Source organism: Flavobacterium glycogeni, from assembly GCF_048286775.1.
Lineage (GTDB): Bacteria > Bacteroidota > Bacteroidia > Flavobacteriales > Flavobacteriaceae > Flavobacterium.
Genome location: NZ_JBLVPV010000001.1, coordinates 170,745 through 188,371 on the forward strand (window position 1 = coordinate 170,745; position 17,627 = coordinate 188,371).

Here is a 17,627-nt window from a genome sequence, read left to right on the forward strand (position 1 = left end):
ATATTAGTATGCCAAGAGTTCTTTCAGATCATTTTCGAATCTGCCTTTCGGCAAATATTGATCTTCCAATGCTTTTGTAAACGGAATCGGCGAATCTAAACTTGCCACACGTTTTACGGGAGCATCTAAGTATTTGAAACAATTTTCCATTATCATTGCCGAAATATCACTGGCTATTCCTCCAAACATACTGTCTTCTTGATAAATAATCACTCTTCCCGTTTTCTTCACAGAAGCAAAAATAGCTTCGGTATCCAAAGGTTGCAGGGTTCTCAAATCCAATAAATCAGCCGAAATTTCAGGATTTTTTGCTAAAATATCCAAAGCCCAATGTACTGCAGCACCAAACGAAATAATTGTAACATCATTTCCTTCTTTCAACAAAGCCGCTTTTCCTAATGGAATGGTATAATAATCGGTTGGGACGTCTTGGTAAACGCTTCTGTACAATTGTTTGTGCTCAAAGAATAATACCGGATTCGGGTCGTTTATGGAAGTATTCAAAAGTCCTTTGGCATCATACGGAAATGCCGGGTAAACCACTTTTAAACCTGGTGTTTTGGTAAACCAAGCTTCATTGGTTTGCGAATGAAAAGGTCCCGCTTGCGTTCCGCCACCGCATGGCATTCGGACCACAACATCGGCTTTTTCTAACCATCGATAATGTGATTTAGCTAATAAATTCACAATTGGATTAAATCCTGTTGAAACAAAATCGGCAAACTGCATTTCCACAATCGCTTTGTATCCATTAATCGACAATCCCATTCCTGCCGAAACCACTGCACTTTCACAAATTGGCGTATTGATAACACGCTCTTTGCCAAACTGCGCTACAAAACCATCTGTAATTTTGAAAGCACCGCCATATTCAGCGATATCCTGGCCCATGATTACTGAGTTTTCATGGCGTTCCATTGATTGTCTCAAACTGGCAGAAATTGCATCTATAAAACGAATATTTGCTTTTTCTTCTGAAGGGTTAACTTGCTCGAATGCATACGGTTTGTAAACATCATTTAGTTCTTCACTTAAATAAGCTTCAATCTCAGGTTCCGCATTGGCAATAGCCAGACTTTCATCAATTTCCTTCTTTATTTCAGTATGCAAAGCCGTGTCAAAATCGGCAGTAAGAACTCCGTTTTCGGTTAAGTATTTTCTATAATTTTCTACCGGATCTTTAATCGCCCACATATCCATTAACTCTTGCGGAACGTATTTAGTACCACTCGCCTCTTCATGCCCGCGCATTCTGAAGGTTTTGAATTCCAATAAAACAGGACGTGGATTTTCTTTCATCGAAGCTTTCAATTCAGATAACAAATTAAACACTTCCAGAATATTATTTCCATCAACAATATGACTTTCCATTCCGTATCCTTTTCCTTTATCGGCTAGGTTTTCGCAACGGTATTGTTCATTCGTTGGAGTCGAAAGTCCATAACCGTTATTCTCTATCACAAACATAACCGGTAATTCCCAAACCGAAGCAATATTCAACGCTTCATGAAAATCACCTTCGCTTGTTGCGCCTTCGCCGGTAAAAACGGCAGTAACTTTTCCGTTTTTCTTGAGTTTATTGGCCAAAGCGATTCCGTCAGCAACTCCTAATTGCGGACCTAAATGCGAAATCATTCCTATAATCTTGTATTGCTGTGTTCCAAAGTGAAAACTGCGATCACGACCTTTGGTAAAACCATTGGCTTTGCCTTGCCATTGCGAAAAAAGGCGGTACAACGGAATGTCTCTTCCGGTGAAAACACCAAGATTTCTATGCATTGGCAAAATGTACTCATCCGAATCTAAAACTGCCGTTACGCCAACAGAAATAGCCTCTTGGCCAATTCCAGAAAACCATTTTGATACTTTTCCCTGACGGATAAGAATCAACATTTTTTCTTCTATCAGTCTTGGTTTCAGTATTCGTTTGTATAAATCTAATAATTGATCGTCAGTAAGATTTTTTCTGTCAAAGGTCATTTTTTCGATTTTATTGTATGGTTCAAAGATAAAAAAATATAACAGTTTAGTGTTATTTTGTTATATTTTTTTATATTGTTTATAAGTTTTAAAATTCAGATATAAAATTATTCTTTACATTTGTATCTGCAAGGTTTTTAACCTTCAAGTTATTAAAAAATATTTAAAAGTATGCAAAACATTCCTAGTGTTGACTTGCGTGATTTCCTTTCGGACGACCCGAAACGTAAACAAAAATTTGTAAATGAAATCGGAAGTGCATTTGAAGATATTGGCTTCGTAGCACTCAAAGGGCATTTTTTAGACGACCAGTTAGTTGATGAATTGTATGGTGAAATCAGAAATTTTTTCGCTTTACCTTTAGAAACAAAACGCAGTTATGAAATCCCGGGAATTGGCGGACAAAGAGGGTATGTTTCTTTTGGAACTGAGCATGCCAAAGGCAGAAAAGAAGGCGATTTGAAGGAGTTTTGGCACTTTGGACAATATGTGTCAAAAGATTCAAAATACGCATCAGAGTACCCAGAAAACGTAGAAGTTAAAGAACTTCCCCGTTTTAATGTTGTAGGGAAGGAAGCCTACCAAATGCTGGAAAAAACAGGAGTTTACGTTTTGAGAGCTTTGGCTTTACACCTTGGTTTAGATGAATTTTATTTTGACCAGTATGCCAAAGACGGAAATTCAATTTTAAGACCTATTCATTATCCACCAATCACGTCAGAGCCGGCAAACGCTATTCGTGCTGCTGCTCATGGTGATATCAATTTGATTACTTTATTGATGGGTGCGCAAGGAAAAGGGTTGCAAGTACAAAATCACGATGGAGAATGGATTGATGCCATTGCTGAACCGGATGAATTAGTGATCAATGTGGGTGATATGTTATCGCGTCATACCAATAACAAATTGAAATCGACCATTCATCAAGTGGTAAACCCACCGAGAGAATTATGGGGAACTTCACGTTATTCTATTCCGTTTTTTATGCATCCGGTGAGTGATATGAAATTGGATTGTTTGGAAAACTGTATTGATGCAGAACATCCAAAAAAATTCGAAGATATTACTGCTGGAGCCTATTTATACGAACGTTTAGTAGATTTAGGGCTTATTAAAAAATAAACTTAAATTTACGTCAAATACTAAAAGACATTAAGCATAAACTTAATGTCTTTTATTTTTTACCATTTAAATCTGCGTTATCCGCGTTCAAAAAATATACATTATGGACTTACAAGACCAATTAAAAAATCTTTTTCCAGATCACGAACCATCGCCTGAACAGCCAATTGAAGAAGTGGCACACGAATTATACGTTCAAAAAGAGCCTATGATTTGCAAATTCGAAAAACGAAAGGGAAAAGCCACCACTATAATTGAAGGGTACGAAGGAACCGACGAGGATTTTAAAATTCTAGCCAAAGAAATCAAAACAAAATTAAGTGTTGGTGGAACTTTTAAAGATGATTCTATCATTATTCAAGGTGATTATCGCGATAAAATAATGATTATTTTAAAAGAAAAAGGCTTTAAAGTAAAACGTGTTGGAGGCTAGTGGTCATTGCGAGGAACGACTACTTAAACTCCTGTAATAACTTAATCAATTTAACAATGATACAATCATCAGAATTAATATTAAATCCAGACGGTAGCGTATACCATTTGAATTTAAAACCAGAACATATTGCACACGATATCATCTTTGTAGGGGATCAAAATCGCGTGGAAAAAATCACACAATTTTTTGACAGCATCGAATTTTCGACCCAAAAAAGAGAATTCAAAACCCAAACCGGGATTTTCAAAGGCAAGCGAATTACGGTATTATCAACAGGAATTGGTCCTGACAATATTGATATCGTCATCAACGAACTGGATGCTTTGGTCAATATTGATTTGAAAACCCGTCTACCAAAAGAAAAGCTGACTTCTTTAAACATCATCCGAATTGGAACTTCAGGCTCTTTGCAAGCAGATATTCCTGTGGACAGTTTTGTGATGTCAAAATTTGGGTTAGGCTTGGATAACATGCTCCGCTCCTATTTGATTGACGAAGTTTCGAATCTTGAAATGGAAGATGCTTTTGTGAAACACACCAATTGGGATTTGCGAAAAGGAAAACCATACGTGATTTCATGCTCTTCGACACTAGAAAAAATGATAGAGAGCGACAAAATGCACAAAGGAATTACCGCCACCGCTGGAGGTTTTTATGGCCCACAAGGACGTGTTTTGCGTTTGAATATTCAAGATGAAGAATTGAATGCTAAAATGGATAATTTTAAATTTGGTGACAACCAAATCACAAATTTAGAAATGGAAACCGCAGCTATCTATGGGCTTTCGGCGCTTTTAGGACATAACGCATTGTCATTAAACGCGATAATTGCCAATCGTGCTTCGGGAACTTTTAGCGAGGATCCATACAAAGCCGTTGATGAATTGATTGCCTATACATTAGAAAAAATAGCTTTAGGATAGAGAATTAATTCTCAAAATATTACCCATTTGTAGTTTTAAAAAAGTGCTGTTTAATTTTTTTAAAACTACATTTGTTTTTAGAACAAAACGATAATGAAAATAATACTTACAGGTGCAACAGGAGTTCTGGGATCTCATATTATGTATGAAATTCTGGAGCTTTTCATTAACACTAAAATTGATGGAAAACTCTTTATCATTGCACGAAACAAAGGTAAAAACTCCGCTTTAGATCGAATAAACGAACTCTTATCCAGCAGTTATACGCCTAAAATCATAAAAGACAAAGGGATTGTAAAACTGCATGAATACATTGAAATCATCGATACTGATTTGGCTGTTATTCAGGACACTTTTTCAAGTCAAATAAAAGGTGCTTACTTCATCCATTCGGCTGGATATGTGAATTTATCTACCGATGAAGAGCAACGGGAAAAAATTTTTGACGAAAATACTAGAATCACAAAATCCCTTTTCACTATATTTCATCCTTTTATAAAAAAGTTTATTTACATCAGCACCGCTTTTTCTTCGGGGGAACGAAAAGGACTGATTGACAATGATTTTCATAATTTAGATTTCATTCCAGAGCATCGAAATGCGTATGAAAATGCCAAATTCCACTCGGAAAACTTTGTTGCAACACAATGTAAATCTTTGGGATTGCCGTATCAAATCTTGCGCCCAAGCGTTATTGGAGGAAAAATGCTCGGAAAGGAAAGCAATTATTTTATTTCTAAATATATGGTTTTTTATCTTTTGGCCAAATTTTTTCACTTTACTGCCCAAAGAAAAAACGAACAGGAAAATGTACGTTTTATCATCAACGAAAAGACCGGATTAAACATAATTCCGGTAGATTATGTGGCAAAAGTAATCGTAAATACATTTGAAAGAGAAGACATTCAACAGCTTAATATAGTGAATGATAAAAGTTTTAATATTGTAAAAGGATTGCAATTAATTATGAAGGAAGTGGGTTACACTAATTTCACATTAATTCAAAATTCGCTAGATTTCACATACAAAAACACTATCGAAAAACTCTATTATGAGAGCATTGGTAAGCATTTAAAACCGTACCTCGTAACCGAAGCCAATGAATACGATACGACTTTATTGAACTCCATTCTGGAAATACCAAAACTGGATCAAGAGGCATTCACTAATATGATTCGTTATGCGAGATTGAATAATTTTAAAGATATTAATGTGTAATTTTAGGAGCTATCCCGATACTTCTGGACGATCAGGGCTAAATTGTTTAACATCAAATTTTTAGTAAAAAATGAATCTTATTTTAGAAACCGACCGATTAATTTTAAGAGAAATGCTGCTTTCAGATGCCGAAGCTTTATTTGAAATGGACAGCAATCCTAAGGTGCATCAATATCTTTGGAACAAACCATTAACGGATATTAGCGAAGTACATTCTTATATAGAACTTGTTAGAGAACAATACATCCAAAATAATATTGGACGATTTGTGGTTGTTTTGAAAGAAACCAATGAATTAATTGGTTGGGCCGGATTAAAATACAACACCGAAATGGTAAATAACAAAATTCATTTCTATGATATTGGATATCGGTTAAACGAGAAATTTTGGGGCAAAGGATATGCCAGTGAGGCCAGTTTTGCTTGGCTGGATTATGGTTTTAATGTAATGAAAATCAAAATCATGGAAGCCGCAGCGCATACGGATAATATCGCATCAAACAGAATACTACAGAAAATTGGACTGAAAATGACCGAACAATACATGGAGGACGACGTTTCTTGGAATTGGTATGAATTTGAAAACGAAAGATTTAAGAATGATGATTAACGATTTTTGATTTAAGATTTAAAATGAATTTCCAAGAAACCATAAATTTTGTAAAACAAATTCCTTACGGAAGAAATGCCAATCGTTCCGATTTTTCATTGGTATTAACCGAAAACAAAGGGACTTGCAGTTCAAAACATGCTTATTTAAAGAGTTTTGCAAATCAAAATAATATTCCAAATGTCAAATTGATAATTGGAATTTATAAAATGACTGAAGACAATACAAACATTGGAAACATTTTATCAGATAATAATATCAAGTATATTCCGGAAGCACATTGTTACTTGAAAATTGATGGAAAAACGGTCGATGTAACTTCAAAAGAATCTAATTTTGATAAAATAAAATCAGAGATACTTGAAGAAATCGAGATCGAACCTTTTCAAGTAGCCGATTTTAAAGTAGATTATCATCAAAACTTTATTAAACGTTGGTTGAAAGAAACCGATTCAGAATTTACATTTGATGAAATCTGGAAAATTAGAGAACAATGCATACGTAATTTATCAGTTTAAGAAACAAATTAAAGAGGATGAGATTGTTTCTTTCCTCACAAAGACAATATGAAGACAATTAAAATAGCTGGTGTTCCGGAACATTTCAATCTTCCTTGGCATTTGTCAATAGAAAACAGAGATTTTGAAAAAGAAAACATCGATTTACAATGGACTGACGTTCCCGAAGGAACCGGAAAAATGTGCCAAATGCTTCGTGATGGAGAGACCGATATTGCGGTAATTCTAACCGAAGGAATCGTAAAAGACATCGTTGCCGGAAACCCGAGTAAAATAGTTCAAGTGTATGTGGATAGTCCTTTAATTTGGGGAATTCACGTGGCTGCAAATTCCAATTATAAGACATTAGCTGACTTAGAAAACACCAAAGTTGCTATTTCCAGATTGGGTTCCGGTTCGCAATTAATGGCGTATGTAAATGCCGATAATCAAGGTTGGAAAACGGATAATCTTCAGTTTGAAATCGTAAATACAATCGATGGAGCTGTCGAGGCCTTGACGAATGGCACCGCTGATTATTTTATGTGGGAACGTTTTATGACTAAACCACTAGTTGACAAAGGCATTTTTAGAAGGATTGCTGATTGTCCGACACCTTGGCCCTGTTTTGTTATTGCGGTTCGTGAGGTAATTTTGGAAAAAAATCCAACAATTATTTCAAAAATACTAGCGATCATTAATCAAACTACAGAAGATTTTAAAGAAATTCCAAGTATTGACAAAACTTTGGCTTCAAATTACCATCAAAAAATTGAAGATATTCAAGAATGGTTATCGTTAACGCAATGGTCACAAAAACCATTATCAGCAAAAATGTTAAACAAAGTTCAAAATCAACTTTTTCAACTTAAAATTATCGATAAAAAAGGTACTTTTGAGGATATTGTAAAAACAGTCTAGATTACTGTTTTTATTTTTACTATGATAAAAATAAAAGAAATTAATTTTCAGGGTATAAAACAGCGATTTCAGGTCAAAAAACCCTGGGATGACGTTATTATTTTTATCCTGAACATATTAATTGCTATTCCGTTATTTATTATTGTACATCAAAATTTAATCAATCCCAATTGGTTTCTGAATATTGATCGAGTTGTTTTATTCTTGTTGATAATCGTAATTATTCAAATCATCCTTCGATTCTTGAGAACGATTATTCTCTTTTGTATCATTCTGTATTTGTTGGTTTTAGTTTACGGTTCTACCATTGGAAACTATGGATTTAACAGCGTTTATGAAGATTACAATTCAATTATGTACACAATGTCTGATAATCCATATCCACAAGACATTATCATTGCAAAATTGCTTCCTTTTCCCAATAAATCAAAAATTATCAATGCCATAGAATATCAAAATCCTAAAATCAGGAATTTTGCGATTATGGCAACTTCAAAACATTTTAAAGACGTAAAAGGATATTCTGATTACAGAACCATCATACAATGTTTTGCCGTTTTCAAGGAAATAAATAGCCGATGGAACTATGTAAGCGATCCAAAAGCGCGAGATTATATAGCTACGGCTACGGAATCATTGCTTTATTTTTCTGGTGATTGTGATGATCATTCGATAGTAATGGCTGCCAGTATCAAGTCTATCGGTGGAACTCCCAGATTAATCCATACTACAGGACATATTTATCCAGAAATACTGATAGGCTCTCTTACTGATTTAGAAAAAGTAAACTTTCTAATTAAAAATGTGCTATTTGTCAATGAAAGCAACGAAAATAAACTTCATTATCACGTTGATGAGCGTGGTCAAATCTGGATGAATCTGGATTACACAGCCAAATATCCTGGCGGACCTTTCCTATCTGAAGAAATTTTGGGTGCCTTGACATTGGATTAATCTGATTTCATTTTTTGTTTAAGAAATCAAATCTTATCCCCTTCCGAATTTATAAGTATACCGTTACTCCTTCTCTTTAGTCATTAAATTTTCCTATCTTAACCAAACTTAAAATTTTTATTTTATTAAAAGTTTACTATGGAAAATTCAAAACTCAAAGCCTTTATCCCCCTTTTTTATCTGGTGTGGTCAGACGATCTATTAACTCAAAAAGAATTCATTACGCTACAAGATTTTATCCGTTCCCAGAGCTGGATTTCCGAAAAGGAACAGGAATTTCTTCTTTCAAAAGTAGCTGTTTCATCTCCACCGTCAAGAGAATAGCTCGCTGATTGGAAAGCTGAAATCGAGCAAATTATTCAGGGAAAGCCTTCAATCAAATCCATTTTTGATATTTCAATTGTGCTTTCAGAAAATGATACAATTATAAAAAATCTCGCATCTGCTTTTATAAAACTGGAAAATGATCTAGGAATTTTAGGCGAAGAAGCTATTGGAAATTTTAAAACAAGGTCAAAAACCTTTACTTCAAATTACCAAACTGCCAACACATTCGAAATAGAAAAACTGACACAAATTCTGGATGGAAAACAGTCCGCAATTATTAAGAAGGTAAAATCAATCATCTGCCGACCTGAATTTGCCTACGAAACTTCGACTGATACTGCCGTTTACCGTGAAAAAGTATACAGTTGGTGCAAAATCCTCGCACAGGAAAACTTAGGTAATATGGCCTATCCAAAACAATACGGCGGTGGCGAAAACATTGGTGATTATTTTGCTATCATGGAAACATTGAGCTATCATGATTTAAGTCTTGTAATCAAATTTGGGGTACAATTCGGACTTTGGGGAATGAGTATACAATCGCTCGGAACAGAAAAGCATTATAGCAAATACTTAAAAGATATTGGCTCTCTACAGTTACCCGGCTGTTTTGCAATGACTGAAACCAATCACGGTTCAAATGTAAAAGGAATGGAAACAACGGCGACTTATAACCACGACAGCCAAACATTTATTATTCATACACCACATGAAAATGCGCAGAAAGAATATATTGGTAACGCCGCATTGCATGGTCAAATGGCAACGGTTTTTGCCAAATTAATCATTGATAAAATTGATTATGGGGTGAATGCCTTTATTGTTCCAATACGAGATACGAATAATAAAATTCTGAAAGGTATTACTATTGGAGATTGCGGACTTAAAATGGGACTTAATGGCGTTGATAACGGGACAATTCGTTTTAAAAATGTTGTCATTCCGAAAGAAAACATGCTGGATCGATTTGCCTCGGTAAGTGAAGAAGGGAAATTTGAAAGCCCAATTCCAAGTGACAATAGACGTTTTTTTACGATGCTGGGAACTTTGGTAGGTGGCCGAATTGGAATTCCGAGATCTGCATTGGCCTCAGCCAAATCAGGATTAACAATAGCAATTAAATATAGTGACAAACGCAGGCAATTTGGACCAGAAGGCGGCTCAGAAGTCCCAATTTTGAATTACCGTATGCAGCAACGCAGACTAATTCCATTGTTGGCAAAAACATATGCGATACATTTTGCACTACACTATTTGACTTCCCGTTTTATCAATAAAAAGGAATCTGAAATGCAAGAAATTGAAGCCCTCGCCGCCGGGATGAAAGCTTACTCAACCTGGAGTACTACGGATATTTTACAAGAATGCCGCGAGGCCTGCGGTGGCAAAGGATATCTATCCGAAAATCGTATTGATGCCTTAAAAAATGATACAGAAATCTACACTACTTTTGAAGGTGACAATACTGTATTGATGCAATTGGTGGCTAAGAATCGTTTATCAGAATTCCGAAAATCATTTGGTGAAATGGATGCAATGGGAATCATTAATTACGTTTATGAAAATGCCAAGACTGCAATTTCTGAAAAAAATCCAATTATAACCCGAATAACGGATGATGCCCATATACTCGATGATGAGTTTCATTTGAATGCTTTTCAACACCGAGAAAAAACGACATTGGCTTCTGCAGCAAAACGATTGAAAAAACTGATTGATAGCGGACTTGAACCCTATGATGCATTTAATGTGGTACAGCATCAAATGATTGATGTAGCTCAGGCTTATCTCGAACGAATTGTTCTGGAGCAATTTCAAAAAGCCATTCAGAGTATTAAGGACAAAAAAAGCAAGGGAATTGTGTTGAAATTGAACCAATTGTATGCCCTTTCGCAGATTGAAAAAAATAAAGGCTGGTATCTTGAAGATGGTTATATGGAAGCTGCAAAAACAAAAGCCATACGCAAGATGGTGAATCAGCTTTGCTGGGAAATCAGGCCGGATGCAGTTTCTTTAGTAAAAGCATTTGACATTCCTGAAAGTTGCCTTGCCGCTCCAATTGCATTGTAATAATCCAAGCTCTAACCAGTTGGGTGTAATTATTCAAAACGTTAATTCGAGTGTTTTTTGTGGAGTAAAACGGAACAAAAAATGTATCGAGAACCGTTTTTAATTCAAAATTTTCTTGTTCTCGATACAATTTTCTAACGAAAATCACTCGAACTGACGAAAATTATCATTAAAAACTAATTACACCCAACGGGTTAAGCTCTAATCTGTTTCCGGTGTGAAAAGTGATTTTATCAAATAAAACTCCTCAAATAAATGAGAAGTTTTTATAGTCAAAACGGAACTATTTTCGAACCATTTTATACCGGATTTGAAGAAATAACAGTACTGTTTAAAATTATAAAAGTGATTAAATCCCAGTCTTTCTTTTATAAACGATTATTTTTTAACAGATTTATTTTCAGGTCACTATATTGTAATTGAAGATTGTTTTTCAGCACTTCAAACTCAGCCGACAGTAATTGATTTTTCACTGAGGAATATAAAATGGCTTCCACTTTTCCGCTTATAAATTTAGCTTGCGTAGTGGCTAGAGAAGCTTTGGCATACTTTTGCTTCTCCATCAATTTATTCTGAAGTTGCAAATAATTCTTTCTGTTTTGTTCTTCCAATACAACTTGTTTGTCCAATAATTGTTTTTCTTTTTCTATAGCGAGTTTTGCCTTATCACTTGCTATTTTCGATGCGCTGATTTTTTTATTGTTCCTAAAGCCATTAAAAACAGGAACGTTCAACTGCATCCCAACTTGTTGGCTCTTATTGTCTTCTAATTGGTTGAAAAAAGAATCTGTGTTGGCATTTGCTTGTTTAATATTTTTATAATAAAAAGTGGAATATCCATAATACGCTGACAATATCGGCAGATTGCTGGCTCTTTCTAAACGAATCGACTTCAAACTGTTTTGATAATTGAGCTCGGCAAGTTTTATTTTAGGATTGTATAATCTATTTTCTAAATCTTCAGCTGTTCGTTCTTTCAAATAGGGTTCCAATACAACTTCATCTGTTACTACATCCGTAACATTTATCAACTGGAACAATTGTGTTTTTTTAACAGCGTACAATTGTTCGGTTTCCAAATTTCGGTTTTCTTCCTCTGAAAAACTCAATTGCATATCGTACAAATCGCTTTGAGGCTTACTCCCAATAGTCACTTCTTTAGTTACTCTGTCCAGATTGAATGAAGCTTGCTTGAGTTGCTCTTTTTGAATTTTCAATAATTCCTGCGTGTAAAGTACTTGGTAATAGCTTTCCAAAATTTGCAATTTATATTCGTTTTCTACCACTTCTTTCTCGGCTTTGGCTTGCTCAATATTGATTTTATCTTTTTGAGCATTCGCAAAAGCACTAAAATCTATCAGGTTCGTTCTGGCATTGAGATAAAAATTATCATTTTGAATATTAGAACTTACTCTTCCGTTAGTCGAAGGGTCAATGGAGGAACCAAAATTATATCCTTGTTCTCCATATAAATTGACAACCGGCAACATTCTATTTAAAACGGAATTTTGTGATTGCTGTGTTCTTTTTATTTCGAGTTTTCTGATTTTTATTTCGATATTATTCTGTAAAGCCGTTTCCATGCATTTTGTAAGCGACCAAGAATTTTCCTGGCCGCTGGCAAAAGCACTAAATAGTATAAAGACAGCTGTTAAAGCGATTTTATTATTCATATTTCAAATATTTCAAAACATCTGTTTTCGTTGCCTGATAGGCTTTTGACAGCACAATTATCAATGTTAAAACTAATAGTATTAGGAATCCGAAAATGAATGGAAATACAGTCATATCAATCCTAAAGGCGAAATTTTCGAGCCATTTGTTCAATAAATAATACACTGGAAACAAAGCGATTAAAAACCCTATGATACAATACAAAATATACTGTTTGGATAATTCTTTCAACAAAGTATTGGTTTCTGCACCCAAAGTTTTTCTGATGGCAATTTCTTTCATGCGCCTTTGTATCGAATAAGAAGCCAAGGCAAACAGCCCGAAAAGTGCAATACCAATCACAACTACATTCAGCAATGAAAAGAGGTTCTTTTGTTTTACATAACTTTCATACGTTCTGGCATATTGCTTATCCACAAAATCATATTTAAACGGGTATTCAGTATCGACCGTTGCCCATAATTTCTCAATATCAGCAATCGTATTTTCAATATTATCTGATTTTAGTTTTACGTAAATCTTGTCTATATTTTGAGTTATATCTACAGTTTTAAGATGATAAAAGCACATTGGCGGGACTTCGACTTCAGGACTCAATAAATTAAAATCTTTAATGACTCCTATGATTTTTAACTTTCGTTCTTTAACAATAATTTCTTGTCCAATTGGCTCTTTCATACTCATTAATTTTTGGGCTGTTTCATTAATTAGTACAGAAGTAATGGTGTCAGAAGCATATTTCTGATCAAGTCCCCTGCCTTTTATGACTTTTATTTTCATCATTTCGAGCATACCGTAATCCACCGCAATTGTTCGTTCTTTAAAAAGCTCCTCTTTATACAATACTCCGCCTAATGAATCGTCTGAACCATCGAATGAAACCAGACCTGTAGAAGATTGTTCAATCCCTTTTATTTTAGCCAATTCTTGCTTGATGGTAGTATATCTGTTAAAAATATTTTTGCCAATATCTTCTCCTTCATAGTAGGAAGGCGGAAGATTTAAGGATATAGCTATTACCTGATCTCCTTTAAAACCAAGGTCTTTATTACTTAAATATTTAACTTGCTGATATACAATATAAGAACCGATAATAAAAAATGAGGCAATCGAAAACTGAAAAACCAACATTCCGTTACGCAACCAAACCCCACTTTTACTCCTGCCAAAATTCCCTTTCAGCACTTTTAATGTTTCAAAATTAGAAACGTAAACCGCCGGAAATATCCCTGCTACCAAAACGGTAATAATGAAAATCAGAATTACTTGCATATAAAATTCCCCTCCAATAATCATTAAATTTTTACCTAAAAAATCATTGTAATACGGCAAAGCCAATTCTACAATTACTAATGCCAATAAAATAGAAAATGAACTTATAAGAATAGTCTCAAAAATGAATTGGGTAATAATATTGCCTCTTGATGCGCCCACAATTTTACGAACACCCACTTCTTTGGCACGTTTTATGGCATTGGCTGTAGCCAAATTGATATAATTGACAATCGATAAAATGAGAATCAAAACCGATAAACTCATCATAATTAACAAAAATTGATAATTGCCTCGACCTTCTGGATAACCATCTGTTATAGAGTGCAATCTTGCTTTTGAGAGCGGTTCTATAAAAACCGAAAAACGTCCTACTTTTTCTGCCATTACCTTCGGTGTAAAGCCTGCCTCCTTAGCTATTCTTTTAATAAAATCTCCGTTATACATTCGTTCCATGTTCTTTCTCGTATTCTCAATTTTTGACGGATCTTTTATTTTTAACAATAATTTTAACACAAATGGACTTGTGACATTTGTAGTTGTCAATTCCTTCATTTTATTGATAATGACATTTGGGGCAATTGATGAATTCCCTGGAATGTGATATACGGCACGCACAACAAACATTTGGTCAAGACATTTTATTTGTTTCCCAATTGGGTTTTCAACACCGAAAACTCTTTTAGCAATACCATCAGAAATGGCAATGCTCGTATCATCTTTTATTGCTGAAATAGCATTACCACTAATAATTTCAAAAGGAAAAAGAGAAAAGAAATTACTTTCTACATTGATGATTTTATCAACCACCACTTTCTTTCCGTTATAGCTAATTCTATCCTTTTGATACCAACTGTCAGCATACACTACAGTTTCGACATTGGAGTCTTTATCTAAAATAGGCTTTAGAAATAATGAACAATCTGAAAAAACAGGCATATCAATCAATTGAACCAAAACCTGATAAACATTATCTTTCTCAGGATTCCATTTGTTATAACTTTGTTCGTCGTTCCAATACAGCAAAGCGAAAATCAATCCTGCAATTCCTATTGCCAATCCCAAAACATTGAGAAATGAAAACAGTTTATTTTGCTTTAAATGGTAAATAAATATTTTTATATAGTTTAATAACATAGTTTGAGTTATAAATTAATTGTGAAAAAAAATATGCGTTTTTTGTATTTATTCATATTTCAAATATTTCAAAACATCAATTTTGGTAACTTGATAGGCTTTTGCCAGAACAACTAGTAGCGTCAAAAACAGTAAAGACACAAAAGCAATTGCAAAAGGTAAAATTTGAATATCAATGCGATAAGCGAAATTTTCGAGCCATTTTTCTAATAAAAAGTACGCTGGAACAACCCCGATTACGAAACCTATTGAACAGAAAATAACATATTGCTTTGATAATTCTTTGAGCAAAATATTGGTTTCTGCACCCAGTGTTTTTCTAATGGCGATTTCCCGTAATCTTCGTTCCATAGAGAAAGAGGCTAATGCAAACAATCCAAAAATGGCGATAAGAACGACAATAACATTCAACAAGGAGAATAGATTTTTTTGTTTGACATATTCCTTGAAAGAACGTGCATATTTCTTATCTACAAAATCATACGAAAATGGATATTCTGTGTCTACTTTTGATGTCCAAAATTTTTCAATATCACTAATGGTATTTTCAATATTCTCTGGATTTACTTTTACATAAATTGAATTCACATTTTGCGCCATCCATGGTATTGTTTTTAAATGCATAAATACCATAGGGGGAATTTTCTCTTGTGGCCCGTACAAATTGAAGTCTTTTACAACACTAATTATTTTGCATTTCGTACCATCCCCTGTCATAATTTCTTTTCCTATTGGTTCTTTTACCCCCAATAACTTCATTGCTGTTTCATTAATCATTACATTATTAATGGTGTCTGAAGCATATTTCTCACTAAAGTACCTTCCTTCTTTTAACTTAATTTTCATCATCTCCATCATACCATAATCTACCGCCATATTTTTCCCTTGCATATTAGCTCCATGATATTCATAGCCTGAAGAGGATCGTGCTCCTTGACCAAAAGAAAAAGGTCCTGTGGCTACTTGACTCACCCCTTTAATTTTGTTTAATCCTTGTTTTACAATCAAATAATTTTGAAAAACAATGTTCTTATTTTCTTTTTCGGCCCGTGTATCATATTTTTTCAAATATTCTATTTCTACTATCTGTTCCCCTTTAAATCCTAACTCTTTATTGCTTAAATACCTCACTTGTTGGTAAACAATAGTAGATCCTATTATAAAAAATATGGCTATGGCAAATTGAAAAACCAACATACTATTGCGCAACCAAATTCCAGTTTTACTCCTGTTAAAATTACCTTTTAAGACTTTTAGCGTTTCAAAATTTGAAATATAAAGCGCTGGAAAAAAACCACCTACAAAAACGACTAACACGAAAATAAAAAATAATTGCAAATAGAATTGGTTCCCATAAATTATCAAATCCTTATCTAAAAATTCATTATAATAGGGTAATGAAATCTCAACAATTGCTAGTGCCAAAAAGATTGAAAAAAAGACAATTACTATTGTTTCCGAGATAAATTGGAGTCTAATATTCCATTTACTCGCACCTAATACTTTACGCATACCTACCTCTTTGGCTCTTTTGATAGCACTGGCCGTAGCTAAATTGACATAATTTATAATAGAAAGTAGAAGTATTAAAACAGACAACCCTACCATTATAATTAAATATTGGTAGTTCCCTACTCCTTCAGGATACCCATCTTCTACTAAAGAATTGAGACGCGCATTTTTTAACGGTTCTAATTTTATGCCAACAATTCCATGTTCTTTTATTTGTTCTTCTAAACTGACATTAGCTTCTTTTGCCTCAGCTTTAATAACATGGTCAATAAAAAGGCGTTCAATTTTTTTCTCTACTAATTCTTTTTTAGAATCATCCTTAAGTTTTATAAGCAAACAAAAATTGAAAGTTTCCCATTGATCTATACTTAGTGCTAAAGATTTTTTTAAATTATTAGTCATTACAACGTCCGGAGCAAAAGAGCTTTTCATTTCATTTTTATACACACCTCTCACGGTATAGAAATTATTCCCGAATTTTATTTGCTTTCCTATTGGGTTTTCTTTGCCGAAAAAAGCATTATAGATTCTTTCAGAAATAGCAATGGAAGAATCGTCTTTGAGAGCATCCTTGCTGTTCCCAAAAGTAAAAGGAAAGGGGAAATAGTCGAAAAATTTATTTTGACTATGGAATGCCTTCGCGATTTTTTGCTTTTTCCCGTTATAGGTAAATAAATCAGAATCATACCAATTATAGCTATAGTTATAACTTTCTACATTAGGATCATTTTCCAGATATTGTCCTATAGGTCCAACTGTATAAGGCCATTTTACGGTGTTAAAACTATTTATAACCATATGAACATTGTCCTTTTCAGGATTCCACTCGTCATAACTGTGTTCCTCATTCCAATATAAAGTAGCGAAAATCAATCCAGCAATTCCAATACTCAAACCCAAAACATTCAAGGCCGTAAAAAGCTTGTTGTTTTTAATGTGATATAAAAATATATTTATCCAATTTTTTAGCATGG

The 17,627-nt window shown here is 34.1% G+C and carries 14 protein-coding genes; 10 read left to right on the forward strand and 4 right to left on the reverse strand.

The genetic code is table 11. From position 1 onward, the window contains the following. Positions 1 to 3: 3 nt before the first annotated feature. On the reverse strand, positions 4 to 1,980 hold the full coding sequence (locus tag ACNQGX_RS00775; protein WP_417973128.1) for an alpha-ketoacid dehydrogenase subunit alpha/beta: 1,977 nt from the start codon (positions 1,978 to 1,980) through the stop codon (positions 4 to 6). A 171-nt stretch (positions 1,981 to 2,151) separates the two neighbouring features. Between ACNQGX_RS00775 and ACNQGX_RS00780 the strand changes: the two genes are divergently transcribed. The 10 genes from ACNQGX_RS00780 (at position 2,152) to ACNQGX_RS00825 (ending at position 11,058) form a co-directional block, all read left to right on the forward strand. Next, positions 2,152 to 3,102, forward strand: coding sequence for an isopenicillin N synthase family dioxygenase (locus tag ACNQGX_RS00780; protein ID WP_417973130.1), 951 nt, complete (start codon positions 2,152 to 2,154; stop codon positions 3,100 to 3,102). Between the two features lie 103 nt (positions 3,103 to 3,205). After that, a complete protein-coding gene (locus ACNQGX_RS00785) occupies positions 3,206 to 3,535 on the forward strand; it encodes a translation initiation factor (protein WP_131916606.1) in 330 nt (109 codons plus the stop codon). 56 nt (positions 3,536 to 3,591) lie between these two features. Further along, positions 3,592 to 4,461 carry a nucleoside phosphorylase gene (locus tag ACNQGX_RS00790; protein WP_417973133.1) on the forward strand — a complete coding sequence of 290 codons (870 nt, stop codon included), beginning with the start codon at positions 3,592 to 3,594 and terminating at the stop codon, positions 4,459 to 4,461. Between the two features lie 93 nt (positions 4,462 to 4,554). Beyond that, the gene (locus tag ACNQGX_RS00795) at positions 4,555 to 5,679 is read left to right on the forward strand and encodes an SDR family oxidoreductase (RefSeq protein ID WP_417973135.1); all 1,125 of its coding nucleotides are present in this window, start codon (positions 4,555 to 4,557) and stop codon (positions 5,677 to 5,679) included. Positions 5,680 to 5,749: 70 nt separating this feature from the next. Next, entirely contained in the window at positions 5,750 to 6,289 is a 540-nt protein-coding gene (locus ACNQGX_RS00800) for a GNAT family N-acetyltransferase (protein WP_417973137.1), read from the forward strand. 23 nt (positions 6,290 to 6,312) lie between these two features. Continuing rightward, positions 6,313 to 6,807, forward strand: a complete 495-nt coding sequence (locus ACNQGX_RS00805; RefSeq protein WP_417973139.1) for a hypothetical protein — start codon at positions 6,313 to 6,315, stop codon at positions 6,805 to 6,807. A gap of 48 nt (positions 6,808 to 6,855) precedes the next feature. Next, positions 6,856 to 7,707, forward strand: coding sequence for a substrate-binding domain-containing protein (locus ACNQGX_RS00810; RefSeq protein ID WP_417973141.1), 852 nt, complete (start codon positions 6,856 to 6,858; stop codon positions 7,705 to 7,707). A 21-nt stretch (positions 7,708 to 7,728) separates the two neighbouring features. Continuing rightward, the gene (locus ACNQGX_RS00815; RefSeq protein ID WP_417973143.1) at positions 7,729 to 8,661 is read left to right on the forward strand and encodes a transglutaminase; all 933 of its coding nucleotides are present in this window, start codon (positions 7,729 to 7,731) and stop codon (positions 8,659 to 8,661) included. 138 nt (positions 8,662 to 8,799) lie between these two features. After that, positions 8,800 to 8,985, forward strand: a complete 186-nt coding sequence (locus tag ACNQGX_RS00820; RefSeq protein WP_417973145.1) for a hypothetical protein — start codon at positions 8,800 to 8,802, stop codon at positions 8,983 to 8,985. A gap of 78 nt (positions 8,986 to 9,063) precedes the next feature. Continuing rightward, on the forward strand, positions 9,064 to 11,058 hold the full coding sequence (locus ACNQGX_RS00825; RefSeq protein ID WP_417973147.1) for an acyl-CoA dehydrogenase family protein: 1,995 nt from the start codon (positions 9,064 to 9,066) through the stop codon (positions 11,056 to 11,058). A gap of 368 nt (positions 11,059 to 11,426) precedes the next feature. Here the strand turns inward: ACNQGX_RS00825 and ACNQGX_RS00830 are convergent, their stop codons facing one another. The 3 genes from ACNQGX_RS00830 to ACNQGX_RS00840 are packed head-to-tail and all read right to left on the reverse strand — an operon-like array spanning position 11,427 to position 17,625. Next, the gene (locus ACNQGX_RS00830; protein WP_417973149.1) at positions 11,427 to 12,731 is read right to left on the reverse strand and encodes a TolC family protein; all 1,305 of its coding nucleotides are present in this window, start codon (positions 12,729 to 12,731) and stop codon (positions 11,427 to 11,429) included. Continuing rightward, entirely contained in the window at positions 12,724 to 15,141 is a 2,418-nt protein-coding gene (locus ACNQGX_RS00835) for an ABC transporter permease (protein ID WP_417973151.1), read from the reverse strand. The genes ACNQGX_RS00830 and ACNQGX_RS00835 overlap by 8 nt, the downstream gene beginning before the upstream one ends. Before the next feature lie 48 nt (positions 15,142 to 15,189). Continuing rightward, on the reverse strand, positions 15,190 to 17,625 hold the full coding sequence (locus tag ACNQGX_RS00840) for an ABC transporter permease (protein WP_417973153.1): 2,436 nt from the start codon (positions 17,623 to 17,625) through the stop codon (positions 15,190 to 15,192). Positions 17,626 to 17,627 lie beyond the last annotated feature (2 nt).